The 18,496-nt window shown below is 39.6% G+C and carries 17 protein-coding genes and 1 other RNA gene; 4 read left to right on the top strand and 14 right to left on the bottom strand.

The features are described from left to right. Positions 1–252: 252 nt before the first annotated feature. The 4 genes from ACTWPM_RS05110 to ACTWPM_RS05125 all read right to left on the bottom strand — a co-directional run bounded on the left by ACTWPM_RS05110 (position 253) and on the right by ACTWPM_RS05125 (position 3,610). Positions 253–540 (bottom strand): DUF6123 family protein, encoded by a 288-nt coding sequence (locus tag ACTWPM_RS05110; protein WP_443131984.1) that lies wholly within the window; start codon positions 538–540, stop codon positions 253–255. A 468-nt stretch (positions 541–1,008) separates the two neighbouring features. Continuing rightward, complete coding sequence (locus tag ACTWPM_RS05115) at positions 1,009–1,521, bottom strand: isoprenylcysteine carboxyl methyltransferase family protein (protein WP_443131985.1); 513 nt, start codon at positions 1,519–1,521, stop codon at positions 1,009–1,011. Next, positions 1,522–2,607 (bottom strand): type III polyketide synthase, encoded by a 1,086-nt coding sequence (locus ACTWPM_RS05120; RefSeq protein ID WP_443131986.1) that lies wholly within the window; start codon positions 2,605–2,607, stop codon positions 1,522–1,524. It abuts the gene before it with no gap. Between the two features lie 235 nt (positions 2,608–2,842). Continuing rightward, positions 2,843–3,610: an SDR family NAD(P)-dependent oxidoreductase gene (locus ACTWPM_RS05125; RefSeq protein ID WP_443131987.1), complete on the bottom strand. Its 768-nt coding sequence runs from the start codon at positions 3,608–3,610 to the stop codon at positions 2,843–2,845. A 115-nt stretch (positions 3,611–3,725) separates the two neighbouring features. On the opposite strand from ACTWPM_RS05125, the gene ACTWPM_RS05130 reads away from it, so the two are divergent. Beyond that, positions 3,726–4,286 (top strand): hypothetical protein, encoded by a 561-nt coding sequence (locus tag ACTWPM_RS05130; protein ID WP_443131988.1) that lies wholly within the window; start codon positions 3,726–3,728, stop codon positions 4,284–4,286. Between the two features lie 46 nt (positions 4,287–4,332). On the opposite strand, the gene ACTWPM_RS05135 is transcribed toward ACTWPM_RS05130, so the two are convergent. The 7 genes from ACTWPM_RS05135 to ACTWPM_RS05165 form a co-directional block, all read right to left on the bottom strand. After that, complete coding sequence (locus ACTWPM_RS05135) at positions 4,333–5,826, bottom strand: carboxypeptidase M32 (protein WP_443131989.1); 1,494 nt, start codon at positions 5,824–5,826, stop codon at positions 4,333–4,335. An 85-nt stretch (positions 5,827–5,911) separates the two neighbouring features. After that, positions 5,912–7,048: a THUMP domain-containing class I SAM-dependent RNA methyltransferase gene (locus ACTWPM_RS05140; protein WP_443131990.1), complete on the bottom strand. Its 1,137-nt coding sequence runs from the start codon at positions 7,046–7,048 to the stop codon at positions 5,912–5,914. A 109-nt stretch (positions 7,049–7,157) separates the two neighbouring features. Beyond that, positions 7,158–7,539, bottom strand: an RNA gene (gene rnpB / locus ACTWPM_RS05145) — RNase P RNA component class B. A 103-nt stretch (positions 7,540–7,642) separates the two neighbouring features. After that, on the bottom strand, positions 7,643–7,951 hold the full coding sequence (gene gpsB / locus ACTWPM_RS05150; RefSeq protein ID WP_443131991.1) for a cell division regulator GpsB: 309 nt from the start codon (positions 7,949–7,951) through the stop codon (positions 7,643–7,645). Between the two features lie 78 nt (positions 7,952–8,029). Next, complete coding sequence (locus ACTWPM_RS05155; protein WP_443131992.1) at positions 8,030–8,593, bottom strand: SLOG family protein; 564 nt, start codon at positions 8,591–8,593, stop codon at positions 8,030–8,032. A 92-nt stretch (positions 8,594–8,685) separates the two neighbouring features. Further along, positions 8,686–9,150 carry a CotD family spore coat protein gene (locus tag ACTWPM_RS05160; RefSeq protein ID WP_443131993.1) on the bottom strand — a complete coding sequence of 155 codons (465 nt, stop codon included), beginning with the start codon at positions 9,148–9,150 and terminating at the stop codon, positions 8,686–8,688. A gap of 214 nt (positions 9,151–9,364) precedes the next feature. Continuing rightward, positions 9,365–9,763: a cytidine deaminase gene (locus tag ACTWPM_RS05165; protein ID WP_443131994.1), complete on the bottom strand. Its 399-nt coding sequence runs from the start codon at positions 9,761–9,763 to the stop codon at positions 9,365–9,367. Positions 9,764–9,959: 196 nt separating this feature from the next. On the opposite strand from ACTWPM_RS05165, the gene ACTWPM_RS05170 reads away from it, so the two are divergent. Then, entirely contained in the window at positions 9,960–13,034 is a 3,075-nt protein-coding gene (locus tag ACTWPM_RS05170) for an efflux RND transporter permease subunit (RefSeq protein WP_443131995.1), read from the top strand. Positions 13,035–13,320: 286 nt separating this feature from the next. On the opposite strand, the gene ACTWPM_RS05175 is transcribed toward ACTWPM_RS05170, so the two are convergent. After that, positions 13,321–13,677 (bottom strand): YppE family protein, encoded by a 357-nt coding sequence (locus tag ACTWPM_RS05175; RefSeq protein WP_443131996.1) that lies wholly within the window; start codon positions 13,675–13,677, stop codon positions 13,321–13,323. 56 nt (positions 13,678–13,733) lie between these two features. After that, positions 13,734–13,994: a hypothetical protein gene (locus ACTWPM_RS05180; RefSeq protein ID WP_443131997.1), complete on the bottom strand. Its 261-nt coding sequence runs from the start codon at positions 13,992–13,994 to the stop codon at positions 13,734–13,736. A gap of 487 nt (positions 13,995–14,481) precedes the next feature. Between ACTWPM_RS05180 and recU the strand changes: the two genes are divergently transcribed. Both recU and ACTWPM_RS05190 read left to right on the top strand, forming a co-directional pair. Beyond that, a complete protein-coding gene (gene recU / locus ACTWPM_RS05185; protein WP_443131998.1) occupies positions 14,482–15,093 on the top strand; it encodes a Holliday junction resolvase RecU in 612 nt (203 codons plus the stop codon). Continuing rightward, positions 15,094–17,790, top strand: a complete 2,697-nt coding sequence (locus tag ACTWPM_RS05190; RefSeq protein WP_443131999.1) for a PBP1A family penicillin-binding protein — start codon at positions 15,094–15,096, stop codon at positions 17,788–17,790. It abuts the gene before it with no gap. Between the two features lie 33 nt (positions 17,791–17,823). Here the strand turns inward: ACTWPM_RS05190 and nth are convergent, their stop codons facing one another. Next, positions 17,824–18,495: an endonuclease III gene (gene nth, locus ACTWPM_RS05195; RefSeq protein WP_443132000.1), complete on the bottom strand. Its 672-nt coding sequence runs from the start codon at positions 18,493–18,495 to the stop codon at positions 17,824–17,826. Between the last annotated feature and the right edge of the window lies 1 nt (position 18,496).

Genomic DNA, 18,496 nt, shown 5'->3' on the forward strand with positions numbered 1-18,496 from the left:
ACTTTCTTTTCGATAAACTCAAATAAGGTTGTCGAAACTATATCGACAACCTAAGAAAAGAATGATTGATGTTTGTAAAAGAAGGTGGTTAATCAGGTCAGCTTTGCATCCGCATTTAACGGCTGCATTGCAGTAATATGAGGGAAGAGCAAGAAGAGAAGGAAAAATTCCGCTAAAATGGTATTTATAAATGACCTGTCGCATATGAGGGATCTGTTTCCTTTCAATTTGTACCAAAAGGTTAACAGATCCTTAGTTTAAAGAAATTTTAGAAGAAACGCGTTCTTCTATAGACTGATAAGCCTGACGTTTGGACTTAATATGCGGCTTAGCGATGTGTTCCAATACACTTATAAAAAAACTGGGGTCAAAAGACTGTTGGAATTTTAATGTAATCTTGACCGCAATAATCGTTTTCCACTCCGAAGCATTTGTTGAATTCTTTCCGAAATAAATAAACCTTACATCTTCATCACTCAATTTAAATCCCCTCGTCCACAAATCCTCTAAAAAGTAGGCTAATGCATGGTTTTTTTTCATAAGTCACTCCTTACATTTTTCTGCCTTTTAATTCAGTGCCTTCTGATTACCTATGTTTAATCCTATCAACGCTTCAATACAGTAACACGAATGAAGATTGAGCAACTATATGTACAGGAGTTCTAATTGGCTACATAGAAATCAGCTTTCGACATTTTTCCTTCTTTTTCTCTATTATAGCAAAAATAAAAGCCAGGTGCGTTCACCTGGCTGAAATCGTACGTTCATATGATTTTCTATTTTGTGAGGGAGTTGGTTTTACATTCCGTTTTACCATATCTATTACCGAGCGCGCAGGTACCGAACCAACCTTTGCCAAAATCCAGACCATCAAGCTACTATAAACAGCGACAACCAAGAAGATGATCAACATCATGAATGTTCCCGCACCCTTCTAAATGATAATGATTTTCAGTACTAATTAGATTATAGCAGACCTCTTCTGCAAAAAGCAATTGTTAATAAGCCTTAAGCTCTCTCTTCCAAAGCCTTTTCTTCTGCAGGAATACGCACCTTAAGAACAAGCAAATGCAAAAATGGAAACACAAGAGCTGTTATATAGGCTTGAAATAAGAGTGGAATAAATAGTAATTCCAAAAAAACGATGACGTAATTGGGATGGGGAATAAATTGGTAGGGACCTTTCTTTAAAGGCTGTTCATCTGGTAAAACAAGAATACGGGTATTCCATCTTCTCCCTAAACTCGAGATACACCATATCCGTAAAACCTGGAGAACGATAAACATACTAAGTGAAACGTAAAAAATACTGCTTGTGTGCTGGTAAGAGGTTAAAGTAAACTCTAAAAGAAGTGATACAAAGAATAAACTGTGAAGTATAATAAATAAAATGTAATGATTTTCTCCTGATTCTATTGCTCCTCTGTTCAGCATCCATTTTCGATTTGACCTCGCTAGCCCCAACTCTCCTAACCTTTGGATAACCAAAAATGCAAATAAAATCCATAAAAACCCTTCCATCTACACCCACTCCAAACTTACAATTTCTGAACTAAAACCAGGTCCGAGAGACGTCATATAGGATCTTGTACCTTTTTCAGGTTCACTCGCCATTGCCTCGTATAATACAAAATGTACCGTAGGGGAAGACATATTCCCGTGCTCCCTCAACACATTCTCAGAAAATTTTAAAGTATCATTGGACAATTCAAATACTTCCTTGTATCCTTCCAGTACCTTTCTTCCACCGGGATGGGCAACGATAAATGGTAAATCATCGCTTTCCCAATAGTTTTCAGCTAACATATCCTTCATATGAAGACTCCAGAATGTTTTTACTAATTTTGGGATGCTCTTATTAAAAATAACTTCAAATCCCGTATCCACTACTCTCCAGCCCATAACATCTGTACTGTCAGGCTTAAGTCTAGAACTTGAATTTAATACCTTAGCCGTGGGCAGGCAAGCCATTTCTCGAAGTGGTGAGCGTTCTCCGCACATAAGTACTGCCGATGCGCCGTCTCCGAACAGGGCAGTTCCCACAAAGTTACTCACGCGTTGATCTGTTAGTTGGAAGGTCAAACTGCAAAGTTCTACACATACTACTAACACATTTTTTTCAGGATGGCCTTGAAGCCATTCAAACGCACGCGCCACTCCGCTTGTACCTCCTGCGCACCCTAATCCGAACATAGGTGTTCTTTTCACAGATTCCTTGAATTTTAAATCATTAATAAAATAAGTATCGAGTGTAGGAGTATTAATTCCTGTGGAAGATACGAAGATAATGTGATCAATATTGGAAGCACTTACTTCTTGTTTTAAGAACTGATGATCTGTCAAGCACGATTGAATAGCACCCTTCGCATATTTCAACGCCTTTTCATGAAATAGTTCATTTCTCTCTTTTAACCCATGAGGATGTTCAAACCAATCTGTAGGTGCCGCAAACTGTCTTTTATTAATTTGGGCGTGTTCAAAGATTGGCAGAAGACGTTTCTTTTCATGAGATTTAAGAGGGAAAAGGTTATAAATAAGTGATTGTACCGTGTCTTGAGAATATTCGTACTCTGCTTCCTGCAGGCCGGTTGAAAGTATATAAGCCATTTCACAACCTCCTTTTTTTTAATATGCTCCAAATACTGCTGGATTATGAGCTTAAAGGAGGGCATCCTTCGTTTATTAAAATTAAGGTTCTTTTCGGCGTAGGTGAACCTTATTTCCTTTATGAAAACTTAAAAAAATGCATAAATTACAAAAGGAGACCCCGCTGAACAAGATGATCAGCGGGGTCTCTTTTTAAATAATTTAGCGGGGTTTTGTCACAGCCACTACTTTTTACCTAAAACCCATAGATAGTCATTCCGCCATCTACAAACAGGGTTTGTCCTGTCATATAATTACCTGCGTCTGAAGCTAGGAATACTGCTGCTCCCGACAGTTCTTCAAGCTTTCCTATGCGATTTAAAGGTGTCCTTTCAAGAATGGACTGGACATATTCTTCATCCTGTAACAACTGTTCCGTTAAAGACGTTGGAAAGTACCAGGGACCAATAGCATTCACATTAATTTGATACTTCCCCCATTCCAGTGCAAGATTCTTTGTCATTTGAATAAGCGCACTCTTCGTCATAGCATATACGACTCCTGTTCTCAAAGCCGTATGACCGCCTACAGAAGATATGTTTATAATTTTCCCTTGCTTATGTTGTTTCATAACCCTCCCAGCGTATTGAGATAAGAAAAATGCACTTTTCATGTTGGTGGAAACAATCTGCTCCCATTCTTCCTCACTTACATGTTCAGCTTCAGAGCGTATATTCATCCCTGCATTATTAACCCAAATATCTATTGGACGATCACCCCGAATTTTTTCCACTTCTTCTTTAATCGCCTTATAATGCTGGATATCTTTACATATCGTATAGGCTTGTTGTCCTAGGGACTCAACAGTGTCTCTCATATTATTGAGCTGCTTTTCATTACGAGCGATTAGAATTACATCGGCTCCTGATTCTGCGTAGGCAAGGGCAATAGCTTTTCCAATACCTTTGGTCCCTCCCGTAATAACGGCGAGTTTACCATCTAGTCTAAAATTTGGTAAATACATTGAAGTCCTCCTTAAACAAAATTTTCTGTATATTATAACATTTTTGCAATTTCTTTACATTCCTTCCAGCCTCACCTAGAATAAACGTGGTACATAACACTAAGGGGGAATATTTATGAAGAAATGGTTACTTACACTAGGTATCGCAGGTACGCTAGTTATCGCCGGATGTAATAATGATTCTTCTGCCGACTCAAGCAGTGATTCTGAAAATCAAACGGAAGAACAATCGTCAAATGAAGAACAAAGCAATAAAGATGACCAAGCAATGAAGAAAAAAATCATGAGTGCTCAAATGAATATGCAGGATACCTTCCAACCATATCAAACGAAAATTGCCGCTTATGAAGAAGCAGTAGCTGCCGAAGAGCCTGATCCAGAAGCCATTCAGTCTGCTGGAGAAGAAGCTCAGAAAGCCGCTGCTGAAGCTGCCGATGCCGCAGCAGATTATTCGATAGAAGCCGATTTACCTGAAGACGTAATCTCAACCTATGAAGAAGCGCTCCCTTCTCTTCAATCTTACTATGAAGAGGTTGCCAGTGCACTAGAATCTAACGTTGAAGAGGCAGATTTATCAGCAGCTGATGAGAAATTCGCTGAGTTCACCGAGCAGTTAGCTCCTGTTTATGAAGACGCCGGATTATTAAAACCAGAATTGAAAAAAGAATTTTCTTAACAAGTAAAACCCAGCTGCCTTTCAAGACAGCTGGGTTTTACTACTATTAGAATTTATAAATATGTTTATACTTATTGGATAGATAGTCGACTAAATACTCAGGGTTCAACTCTTCACCAGTCACATCCTCCAGAAGTTCAAGTGGTTTTTTCATCTTCCCGTACTGATGGATACGAGAAGTCAGCCATTCTTTAACCTGTTTAAAATCGCCCTGCTCGATCACGCGGTTAATATCAATTTCTTTACTCATTTGATTTTCTATTTGAGCTGCATACATGTATCCAAGCGCATAAGACGGAAAGTAACCGAAGTCTCCACCTGCCCAGTGTATATCCTGAAGCACGCCTTCAGAGTCCATTTCAGGCTTCACACCCAAATAATCTTCCATTTTTTTATTCCATAACTCCGGTAAGTCCTTCACTTCTATTTCTCCGCCTATTAAAGCTTTTTCAAGCTCGTAACGAACCATTATATGAAGACAGTAAGTTAATTCATCAGCTTCAATCCGAATAAGTGACGGCTTTACTTCGTTAATTGCCCGGTAGAATTGATCCAGCGGCAGCGATTCGAACTTTTCCGGTGCATACATTTTAAATAACTCGTAATGGTTCTGCCAAAAGGATTCCCTTCTGGATATAAAATTCTCCCAGAACAGAGACTGTGACTCATGAATACCCATGGACGTTCCTGTTGCAAGAGGTGTAAAAGTGAGTTTTGGATCAATGTTCTGTTCGTATAGAGCATGACCCCCCTCATGAATGGTACCAAATACAGCGGTTCTAAAATCTTTTTCATCGTATTTTGTAGTAACACGAACATCATTCCTATTTAGACCTATGGCAAAAGGATGAACCGTCTCATCTAAACGGCCGGCTTCAAAATCGTACCCCATCCGCTTAAGTATTTCTTCACTGAATTTTTCCTGCTGAGCTTTAGGAAAGTGCCCTTCAAGTACGGAAGGGTCTGGCTGGTTAGGAGCCTTCTTAATTTGATCTAACAAATCAGTTAACGCCTTACGCACTCTAGGGAAAACTTCTTCTAGTTTTGATACGGTAATTCCAGGTTCATAGTTATGAAGGAGTGCGTCGTAGCGATGTTCTTTATAGCCCCAATAATCAGCAAACCGCTTATTGAATTCAACCAGCTGTTCTAAATAAGGACGAAAACTTTCAAAGTCATTCTTATCTTTCGATTCTGTCCACATGGACTCCGCTTTGGATTGGAGAGTTACGTATTCTCGATATTCTTTTCCAGGAATTTTAGCCGTTTTATTATAAGTCTCTTCCGCTTCTTCCAGCGACTTAACAAGTACTGGGTCTTCCGCTTGCCCTTTTAATTCATCGATATAAGACTTCATTTCCTCAGATGTTTGTATTTCATGAACTTTTTCTGATAGTACCCCTAAAACTTCGGAACGGTTATCCATTCCCTTTTTTGGTGCTTTCGTGCGCATATCCCATGCCATTAAACCAATGGCTTCTTCATAAGATGATTGTTCTTTCAGTAAATCGAGAAATTTTTCTTTTACCGTTTGAGTCACCGTGGTCACTTCTCCTTTAACTGGAGTGTTGAATTCATTTCACAATTGCTATGGCAGTAACTTTAGTAGAGTCCACTCCATACTTTTAACGTATCTTTTTTCCAAAATATTGGTAATAATCAGTCTTAATAAATCCATTAAATAGCTTACGTTTCTTCGTAGCTTCTCGACCATAGAGCTTTTCAAATCCTTCATGTGAAGTAAGAATATAGACGCTCCAGGAGGGGTGATCTCTCATGATGACGCCTAAATCACGATACATCTCTTCCACTTCTGGCCGTTCACCCATCCGCTCACCGTAAGGAGGGTTGGAGATCAGATAACCATTCTCCTGCTTGGGCTTGAAATCCCTCATCTGCATTTGCTTCCAAGTAATTAGATCGCCAAGACCTGCTTCCATAGCATTGTTTTTAGCAATTTCGATTAAATCCGGATCGATATCTGATCCTGTTATGTTTAAAGGCTGATCATAATTTGCACTGTCTTCTGCCTCTTGAAAAGCTTCATCCCAGGTCTTCTGAGGAATAAACGACCAGTCCTCTGAAGCGAATTCACGATTAAAACCCGGCGCAATGTTCTGTCCAATTAAGGCAGCTTCAATCGCTATTGTACCTGACCCGCAAAAGGGATCCACAAAAGGTTCATTCGGATGCCAGTTCGTTACTTGAACGAGGGCAGCAGCAAGGGTTTCCTTTAATGGGGCTTCCCCTTGTCCTACTCTGTATCCCCGCTTATGAAGACCACTGCCTGATGTATCAATAGTCAGAAGTGCTTCGTCCTTATGAAGAGCAATTTCCACTCGATAAAACGCCCCTGTTTCTTTTAACCAAGAAGCCACGCCGTATTTTTTCTTCAAACGTTCAACTATTGCCTTTTTTACAATGGATTGGCAATCAGGTACACTGTACAGCTTTGATTTTACAGACTTACCTACTACAGGAAATTCACCGTCTTCTGTAATAAAATTCTCCCAAGGCAAAGCTTTCGTCTGCTCAAATAGGTCATCAAATGTATCAGCTTTAAATTTACCAACCAGCAATTTCACACGATCTGCTGTTCTTAACCAGAGATTCGCCCTTGGAATGGCTGATACATCTGCTGTAAATACAACCCGGCCGTTCTCTACTTGAACGTCTTTATATCCAAGTTCTTTTACTTCTTTGCTGACAATCGATTCAAGACCCATGGCAGCGGTAGCAATCAAAGTAACCTGTTGAACCATGTTCATCATCTCCTCCACTATGTATTCATAAAAAAACCCTTCTAAAAAGCAATGTTGGCTTTTCAGAAGGGTGTGTGCTGTAGTTAATAATTAAAGTGACCTTTGAATACTCTGTAAGCCATGTTCTGTTCCATTGTACTGCAAACGGCGGTCAACCTCGTACTCCGGTGGCAATCATCTATCTGCCGACTATACGCCGGCCTCTCTGTTGGTTCATTTTCCAGTTAGAGAGTGCCCCTACCTTTATTTGGGTTGCTCACTCGCGGGGTTTACCTCGTTCCACCCAAAATATTTCTATTTTGGCTTCGTCACTGTGGCACTTTCAAAGTATTCATTCCATATCGTTAAAGACTTAGGAATTTTCCTTGCCGTTAGCTTACGTAAGCTACCCTGACTTATGATTTCGTCAGGCACGAACACTACAGTCATCTCAGACTGTGCGAGCATGGACTTTCCTCTGTATGAACATCATACAGCGATTACCCGAGTATTCAAAAATTGTATATTATCCATTACATTCGTCAACGCCTGATGAGACGCACTAAACTAGTGTACCAAATATTCTACACGATGTCACGTGGAAATCAATGGGTATCAGTCAGCAAATTTATTTCCGAATACGGCTTTTTCAAGATTTGAAACTCGTTTTAAAATATCATAGTTTACCTGATGATTATTACTAGCAGGTTGTTTTACACGTTGTGTCGTTTCTCTGGTTGACATACGTTTCAATCGATCATTCTCTTGTTGTAACCTTTCCAGCTCTTGCTGCATATGGTCATAATCCTGGATAATTAAATCTAAATATTCATCAACTTCTTCTTGATTGTAGCCCCTCATGGACGTTTTAAAATCTTTTTCAAGAATTTCTTTACTTGTTAAGTGGATATTTTCTAAGTTCATTACCTTCACCTCTGTTCAGCACATTACGTTTATTTTTTCAAAAGCTGACGGAAATGTCAATTTAGTATTCAGAAAAAATTATTGATTCCAGTAATCAGGATTAGACATTTTTAGTTCTTCTACTGTTTCATCTAAATCTAATGGAGTTATGTAGAGAATAGGATAGGTGTGAACAGCCGCGTAATTGTTAGCCGCTTTCAAAAAGAAATCAGGGCTGCCCTTTGTATCCTCATCATACAATATCAGGCATCCATCAGAATGTTCCACCAAAAACTGGTCTTTCGCTCGAAACTGATACGGGCCTTCATACCCTTTATTATATACCGGCTTGTAGAAATCCGCCATCATAGTTACCTCTTCATATACTAATTGATAGGCTTCTTTCCATCTTTCCTGCTGATTTTCAAATGGTGGAATAATACCCAAATTAATCGAATACTCTTCTTTCAAATCGAGTACAACTTCCGCGGTCCACAGTTCTACACCCATTTGACCTGAAACCAGCACCCATTCCAGACCTTCATCCATTAAAGACATAATCCTTTTCTTAATAGCCTCTTTAATAAAGATTACTTTATCATCCTCAGGGTTAAAAATTCCTAATTCCATAGGTTTGTAGCCTGTTACAACAATCGTTTTCATGGTTCGTCCCCTTTTATTTGATTAGTTACGAAAAAGAAGGCTGTAAATTTTTCTATATGAAAAATAAGCCACAATTAGTGGCTTATTTTTTATTATTCCATGGATCCCATTGACCCTTGCGGCATCATTGGCATTTGCCCTTGGCCCATTCCCATTTGACCTTGAGGCATCATTTGCATCTGGCCCTGGCCCATCTGACCTTGAGGCATCATAGGCATCTGACCCATTCCCATCTGGTCCTGAGCCATCATTTGCATTTGATCCTGACCCATTCCCATCTGGCCCTGAGACATGTAATCCATCCAATTATAATCAGGTGAAGATCCTTGCGGGAAAGAGTAATCCTGAGTTTGGAAAGAATTAGCCTCGGAAGTCATATAAGGGAAATAATGAAAATTATTTAGTAAATGATGGTTTTGAACTAATATATGAGTCGGATGAATATAATCTTGATTTTCTACAAAGTAATTGTCTACTACACATTGCTGTACCGGGCAAACGATCGGACGCCTATTGCAGGAATGAGCGCCTTGACCTTGCATTGAATGGTGATGCATACAACTTTCACTCCTTATTCGTCTATTCCTTATCAGCGTATGTCATGCATCAGCAAGATGTACTGGGCGAAATTATCATATTACTGATGATTTCCCGCCGATGGTGACAAAATAAAGATAAGAAAGTCCTCAAAGATCAAATCCGAAACTCCAGCTTAAGAAAAGAAAAAGGAAGGATTATCTCCCTCCTTTTATGTAAATCTACTTATGAAGATTACTCCGGCAAATCAGCGGATGAAAAAGAAAAAGGCAGTAATTCATCCATAGTCATCGTCTTGTAATCTCCCGACAGATTAGAAGCATGAACCTTCACGGTGGAGTCAAAAAACTCACTCATTACTTGACGGCAGGAACCACAAGGTGGCACAGGACGTTTCGTATCTGCTACTACAGCCAGCTCCTGAAATTTAACGTGCCCCTCTGAAATTGCCTTGAAAATTGCCACTCTCTCTGCACAGCACACAACCGGATATGCTGCATTTTCAATATTACATCCTGTGTACAGAGTGCCATCTGCGGTTAACAGCGCTGCTCCTACAGGAAATTTAGAATAGGGAGTATAAGCACTTCCTCGACTATCCTTAGCATGTTGAATTAACTGCTCTTGGTTCATATTATACCCTCCCTTTTATTGGGAAGATTATTATAAAACAATTCTATGTATATGTAAAGCGATTACAAAATGATGAGAATCTCTTCCAATAACACATCCAGGACATTAATATTTGACACATGTGTCAAAAAAAAGTTTATACTTGATATACGCAATAAATAGTTGTTCAATTTTAATTTCATAAGGAGGAATAGAGATGTCCAAAATACTGCAATACAATAAGATTATCTGGGTCTTCATAATTTTGCTGATCTTTACAGGTATTTTTACTTATCTTCAGCTCCCCAAAAGAGAAATCCCGGAAATCAATGTTAACGTAGCTTCAATATCTACTGTATTTCCAGGTGCCACTCCTCAAGAAGTAGAACGAACCGTTATTAATCCATTGGAAACAGAATTATTAAACATTCAAGGGGTCGACCAAGTCACTTCAGCATCGACTACTGGTTTTGGTTCAATTACCACTACACTTACAGGAGACGCTGATCGGAATACGGTAAATTCAAAGATTCGACAGGTAGTTTCTGACGTTTCACGCGGGTTCCCCGAAGAGGTACAGGACCCCGACGTAAATACAGACCTTAACTCATCTTCTGTCGCCTCCTATAACTTATTGGGAGATAATTATGAAGATCTCTATAATCTTAAAGATGAATTAGAAACTTGGCGAACCGAATTAACTGAGATTGCGGGCGTGGAATCTATCCTTATCAAAGGAATGCCCGAACAAAAAGTATCCGTAAGTTTAGATAATAATCAGCTTGAAGAAAATCAATTATCTCCTTCGCAGGTGATCTCTTCCATCCAAAACGAAATTGCGCCTGCAGCAATAGGAACGGAACAAGAAGATAATAAAATCTACCAGCTTATTCTGGATAAATACTCAAATATTGATGAATTATCTCAATTAACAGTAGGTCAAAATAATCAAGGGGAGAGTCTGACCCTTGAGGATATAGGATCGATCGATGTAATTAATGAAAAAGCCGATGACCTCATTTCTTATGATGGAAAAGCTGCCTTATCCGTGACGATACTCGCAAAGGAAGGAGTTAATATATCAGCTTTACAGGATAGCATCAGCACTAAAATTAATTCACTATCTGGTGAATTGCCCTCTTCTATTGAGGTTGATCAATTCTATACTCAAAGCACAATCATAGAAGAAGTTTTCACCAATTTAATTACTTCTTTCTCCATTTCATTTTTTGCAGTAATTGTGATTATGGTGTTAGGTTTACCTATTTCTTCTGCTATTCTGGTAGCTTTGTCTATTCCAATTTCCATAATTATCGGACTTATTCCGCTCCCTTATGTAGGAGTAGATTTAAATCAGATATCTATTATCGGAATGATTATTGCTATCGGAATACTCGTGGATGATGCCATTGTGGTTAATGATAATATTCAGCGAAGGTTCCAGCTTGGAGATAGTCCTTTAGAAGGGACCATACGCGGAATTAAAGAGGTAAGAAAATCGATTGTTACCTCTACTCTTATGATCATTTTCAGCTTTTTCCCATTAACATTTTTATCCGGATCAAACGGGGACTTTATAAGGGCTTTGCCTACCGTGTTAATTTTCACCATTCTGGCTTCAACGATTATTGCTTTAACCTTTGTGCCCACAGTACAGTATGCAAGAAAACGCAGACAGAAAAAGCAGAACAAATCAAAAGCAGGTCTCCTTGGTGGATTCTTTAATTGGATCGAACGAGTATATGCCGATTCCATTCTGCCTAAGACTACCAGGAAACCGTGGCTCACTGCCCTTTCAGGTTTAATTCTTTGTGCCTTGCTTGCCACACTGGTTGTTCGCATTCCTTTTGAGTTCTTTCCTTCTGCCGATCGTCCTGAAGTCACTATTTCTGTAGAATACCCTCAGGGAACACCGATTGAAGAGACTCAAGACCAGCTCGAAGCAATGAAAGAATTTTTAACAGAGCAGGAAGAAAACATTACTGAATCCGCTATTTATACGGGTACAGGTCTCCCTAACATTTTTAATTCTTCTCTGACTCGCTCTGGTGAAAATACAGGACAGCTGTTAGTAAGAGTAGACCGCGATGAAACCAGCGCTTCTTCTTTCATTAATAATTGGGAAGAGCCACTAAGAAAAGAATTTTCCAATGCAGAAGTCTTTCTTGAAACCATTGTTTCAGGGCCGCCGCCGTCCCCACCGGTTCAAGTAAAGATACAAGGTCCTGAATTAGAGCCGCTCATTCAGGAAGCTAGAAATGCAAGGGATCGTCTGGCCGATGTCGATGAAGCGGAAATTGCTACAATTAATGCAGGATCTGGGCAGCCATTTACTCAATTTAATCCAGACCGTGATAAGTTAGCTGAAAATAATATTCCGATCAGTCAAATCACCTCGCAGCTTCAGCTTGCTAACACAGGGGTTCCTCTAGGAACGTTTGACAACGGTGTAGAGCGTCTTCCTCTAGAAATCATCCTGGATGATGGAGATCCAAATGGAGTTAATCTAGAGAATTTATCAGTAGTCAGCCAGCAAAATCCAAGCGAAGGTCAACCGCCTGCTTCCTTTTCCTTAGATGAATTAATCAGTCAGGAAGAAGTTGAACAAGTCGGTGCCATTCCTCATTTAAATGGCAAGCGTACAATTACCGTCGAAGCTTATCCTAAAGAGGGCTCCGAGGAAGCATTTACAAGTAAGTCTAATGAGATAGTATCTTCAATTAAGCAAGACTTACCGGAAGGCTATTCTCTTGTAGAAAGCGGGGAAACAGACGCTCAGACGGAGTTCTTTGTGGAAGTTGCTAAACTGTTTGTCATTGTATTATTCCTGATCTATCTGACTATCGCGATTCAATTTAACTCTTTATTAATGCCTGTATTAATAACCGGAACCGTATTCCTGGCAGTTACAGGAGCCATCATTGGTCTTTTCGTCTCCGGGCAGCCGCTAAGTTTCTTAGCAGTGCTAGGAATTGTCTCATTATCAGGTATTGTTGTTCGTAATTCTGTCATATTAATTGAATTTATCGAGCAAAATAAAGAAACCTATTCATCTAAGATCGAAGCTGTAATAGAAGCAGGACGAGCAAGAGTCCGACCAATAGTATTAACTTCTTTAACTTCAATTGCAGCCCTGACGCCGATTATATTTACAGGGGATGTATTATTTAAGCCACTCGCTGTATCCATTGTGTCAGGATTGTTATTCTCAACTATACTCACCCTGTTACTCGTGCCTGCATTTTATTTGATTATCGATAAAATTACGGGAAATCGTTCAACATCTGAGTAATGCTTTTTCTAATCCGAATGAAACAGCCTTGTAACATCATTCCCTGACTTTAAGTAGTAAGAACTAGGGGCTGTTAGAAAAACAGAAGATTTCTACACAGAGGAGCTGCCGGATTTCTCCGGCAGCTTTTTTTTTGTCAGTAGTGGTTCTATCTTGTTCAACATAAGTAAAGGTCCCCTCACTTCTATATTCTCAGAAGTGCTTACAGGTCGCTTCTCCTATCCTAATAATGCAAAAAAACAAAACAATAACCCCAGTGCAGCGACTGAGGTTTTTACTTTTACTTTTATTCGTTTTTCATATCGTTTAATATCATATCTAAAACATAATGGACGGATTGATATAATTCTTTAAACCTTTTTCGATGGACATCCACATAATAGCTGTGCAGAATAATCATCTCTATATTTTCATTTGTAGATTTAATCTGATTCGGATGAACACTGGCCCTCCGGTTTTTTACATACTCTTCAGCTTCTTCACTCCATCGGCTGTTAAGCTCAAACATGGGAGAGGTTTCTTCCTTTACCTTTTTAAAAAAAGCGTGATTTTTTTTATCGACCGGACCTTCTGTTTCCAAAAATTGAATATGCAGTTGATCGATCAGTTGTTTCAAATCTTTTGTATGTTGTTCTAACCCCAAAATGTTCACACCTTTTTTATTTACCTTACCATGATTATAACCTTTATATCAACGATTCATATAGCTGAAACCTGGTCCTTTGGAAGAGGGTATTTCTTTATAGCATGAGCTTCCTGGTCGTTTCTCACTTCATCAATCTGCTCCTTCAACTGAAATAATCCATCAAAAAGGTCATCCATTTCTTTTCTGTGGGCTACAGCCATACTGAATACAGTTTCATCCGCTTTTAATGATACCTGCTTTTCTAAACGTGACATTTTGTCTTTCAATTTAAGCAGCTGCTCCTCGAATTCTGAAGAAGTGCGATATATTTGCACATTCATCTCCTCCTCTACCCTGATACCCTTTTAATTCTTCTTACGATGTATAACTCCTTCCTCAATGACAAGACTAGAACTAATGCTACAAAACAAGTCAAATTGAACAAATACCTTCGACAGTAAAGGAGGAATTTTTATGCCAAAAAAGAAAGATCAAAAACCTAAAAAACCTGAACCGGCAAAAACGGATAACCCGAAACTTGCTGGTGAAAACCGTCCATCCACTTAGTAAGAGGGCTGCTGCTGAATAAATTTAGCAGCAGCTTTTTTAATCCCCCTTAAACAGAAACTTTTTTTCGAATACAATAATTAGTTCGCAAAAATAAATGGTATAATTGTCCATGGTTTGAATTAATTGTCGAATACTTTCAAATAAATGAAACCTTTTAGTTGTCCATACGTCTAAAAAATTGAAGCCTTAATATATATCCTTGGTATTCATTTTTTGGTATGATACTCTCATGGCTGCAGGGAGGTATGAGCAATGAATTATCCCAATGGAAAACGGTCGGTTAAGGCTAAGAACGTTTCCACACCTAAAGAACAAAAAAAGACTACATTTAGTAACCGTGGAATGACGTTGGAAGAAGATATTAGTGTTACGAACGAATACTACTTAGAGTCTCAAATCGCAGTAGTTCATAAGAAACCGACCCCCGTCCAAATTGTAAATGTGGATTATCCAAAAAGAAGTGCTGCTGTAATAAAGGAAGCCTATTTTAAGCAAGCTTCTACCACAGATTTTAATGGGGTTTATCGCGGTAAGTATATTGATTTCGAAGCAAAAGAAACAAGAAACAAGACATCATTTCCACTAAGCAACGTCCATCAGCACCAGATTGACCATATGAAAGCAGTGGATCAGCAAGGCGGAATCTGTTTTATGATTATCAAGTTTACTCCGCTGGAGGAAGTATACTTACTTCCTTCCAAGCAACTATTTATATTTTGGGATGAGCAGTGGAAAGGTGGAAGAAAATCAATTCCCTATGCTTTCATTAAAAAGGAAGGTTACCAAATTCCTTTCCATTTCCAGGCAAGAGTTGATTACGCTGCTGCTCTGGATAAGCTTATTTCTGAATTGGAGGAGAAGTAAATGGCAAACGAAGGCCAATCACGTACAGCAAGAAGAAATCAGATGAAGGCTTCTAAGAAAAAGAAAGGAAAGCCGCTATTTAAGAAAATATTATTAACCATCTTCATCGTCGGTCTTGTATTAATGATCGGTACCGGTGGATTATTCGCTTATTATATTTCAAGTGCACCTAAATTAGATGAATCGCAATTATCCACTCCTTTTTCTTCAAAAGTTTACGATATGAACGATAAATTAATTACCGATTTGGCAGGTGCCGAACGAAGAACTAAAGTAACTTACGACGACCTTCCTCCAGTGCTTAAAGACGCAGTGATCGCTACTGAGGATTCAAGATTTTACGACCACATCGGCATTGACTTCAGGCGAATAGTGGCAGCAGTCGGAGCCAATATTACAAGCGGATTTGGAGCTGAAGGTGCAAGTACCATTACTCAGCAGGTCGTCAAGAGGTCGTTCCTTACAAGCAAAAAAACTATTGAGAGAAAAGTACAGGAACAATATTTAGCTATTAAGCTTGATCAGGAGTATTCTAAAGAAAAAATACTTGAAATGTATATGAATAAAATTTATTACGGTGCAGGAGCTTATGGAGTATCAGAAGCCGCCAAAACGTATTTCGGAAAAGAAGACTTGAGTGAGTTAACTTTACCACAGGCAGCTCTGTTAGCTGGTCTGCCTCAGCGCCCTTCCGCCTATAATCCATTTGAAAATCCGGATTTGGCCAAGGATCGCATAAATACCGTGCTTAATCTTATGGTAATGCATGGAAAAATCACAGAACAAGAAGCCGAAGAAGCTAAAAAAACAGATGTAAAAGATATGTTAGACAAAACAGAAACTGAAAAAGAAACACCTTACGACGCATTTATAAAAAAAGTAAAAGAAGAAGTTAAAGCTAAAATGGACGGAGCTGATATTCACAGAGATGGATTAAAAATCTATACTACCCTTGATCCCAAAGCCCAAGAATCTGTTCAGGAGCTCTTAAGCAGCGATGGTCCTATATCGTGGCCAGATGAGGAGATCCAGACAGGGGTAGCTGTCACAGATACAAAAACTGGTGCTGTCCGTGCCATCGGAGGCGGCCGCGATTACCAGGGCAGTAATTTAAATTATGCGACAGATATCACTAGGCAGGCTGGATCAACATTTAAACCTATCATGGCTTATGGTCCGGCGATTGAATACAATAAAATCTCCACCTATCATCAAATTAAAGATGAAGAATATGAAGTTAATGGAAAAGATATCAACAACTTTGATAACCGATTTAGAGGCTGGGTCTCAGCAAGATATGCGTTAAGCCGATCCCTCAACGTCCCAGCTATTAAAACTTTACAGGATGTGGGCATGGACCAGGCAGTAGAATTTGCATCAGGGCTGGGGATAGACATTGAGAATCCTCAACCTGTAGAGGCATATGGCGGTGGTGCAACTGGAGTAAACCCACTGCAAATGGCCGGTGCATTCGCTGCTTTTGGAAATGAGGGCGTTTATAATGAGCCCTACACGGTGAGAAAAATTGAAGTACCAGGCGAAGATACACTGGATACTAAACCCGAACCTAAATCCGCAATGAACAGCTACACGGCGTACATGATCAGTGACATGCTGCAAACTACTATGTCGGAAGGATCTGGGCAAGCGGCTAATATCTCCGGACTACCTGAAGCAGGAAAAACCGGAACGACAAACCGCGAAGACACTGCACCGGATTCCTGGTTTAATGGATATACAACCAACTATTCTATATCCATATGGACCGGCTATAATGATATGAGCGGTTTATCTCAGGCCGGAAAAGATATTCCGAAGCAGATTTTCAAACCGCTGATGACGCAATTATCAGAAGGTAAAGAAACAGCTGACTTTAATAAACCGGAGTCCGTTGTTCAACTTGAAGTTGAAGAAGGGTCACGTCCGGCTAAGCTTCCTAGTTCTAATACACCGCAGAGCCGCGTTGTAACTGAGCTTTTCCACGTGGACAATCAGCCATCAAAAGTATCTAAGAAATTTAAACAGCTGGATCCAGTAAGCTCCATGACGGGAGAATATAGCGAAGAATCAAATTCCATTGAATTAAACTGGTCCTATGGCGATACAGAGGATGTTTCGTTCCAGGTCTCCGTATCGATTGATGGCGGGGAGTATAGAGAGTTGACAACGACAAAAGATAAAAGTGCCAGCGTCTCTAATGTGCAGCAAGGCTCAACTTATCAGTTTGCCGTCAAAGCTATAAGCGACAGTGGTGAAGCCGAAAGCAGTGAGTCCACAGGAGAAAGAGTCCAAGTACCTGGAGTTCAAGGGAATCCATTAGAAACCCCTGAAGAAGAATCTCCTGAAGAAGAGCCATCTACTGAAGAACCTTCTGAGGAGGAAGAACAAGCTCCAGAAGAAAATAACGAAGATACCCCTGATAATGAAGAAGACACACCACCTGACGAAGGTACGGATGAAGAACCTCCTGCCCCTGAAGAAGGCAGCGGTGAAGGAAATGAAAATAATCAGGATGATAATAGTGGAGAAGGAAACGATCAAGGAAATGAAAATCAGAACTCCGAGAATTCGGGGAATAACGGTGAAAGCGGGGAAAGTGAAGGTTCTGAAGACAGCACTAATGAAGAATCACCAGAAGAACCTGCTCCCGAACAGCCAAATACAGACGAACAGGAATCTACAGACGAAGCTGCTTAAAAAAAGCGAACTCCATTCGGAGTTCGCTTTTTTTCAATCATTTAATTGGTCATTTGTTTCTTGTTTTTTCATTCGCTTTTTTCCTTCTCTGCACAAGACCAGGAGAGGACACTCTTCACAGTTTGGTCTTCTAGCCTTACAGTGATAGCGGCCAAAGAAAATCATTCGATGATGAGTAACGCTCCACTCTTCTTTTGGAATTTTTCTCATAAGCGTTTTTTCTACTTCGAGAACAGAGTCTTTCCAGCGGCATATGCCTAATCGTTTGGACACACGTTCGACATGAGTATCCACAGCAATTGCGGGTTCGTTAAATGCTACAGATGCTACAACATTGGCAGTTTTCCTTCCAACTCCTGCAAGACTTTCTAATTCTTCTTTAGTAGGCGGAACTTGTCCATCAAACTGATCCACTAACGTTTGAGAGAGCTTTTTAATATTTTTTGCCTTATTACGATAAAGACCAATTCTCTTTATATCATCTTGTAATTCTTCAAGAGGTACTTCAATATAATCCAGTGGCGTCTTATATTTCTGAAACAATTCAGGGGTAACTTTATTAACAAGTGAGTCCGTCGCTTGAGCGGAGAGCACCACTGCTACCAGCAATTCAAAAGGGTTTGAATGGTTCAATTCACACTCTGCCTCTGGAAACATCTGTTCAAAAGCGTCTAAACAATAACGTACTTCTGTTTTATTCAGCATA

It is taken from the genome of Halobacillus sp. K22, assembly GCF_052246795.1.
Taxonomy (GTDB): domain Bacteria; phylum Bacillota; class Bacilli; order Bacillales; family Halobacillaceae; genus Halobacillus.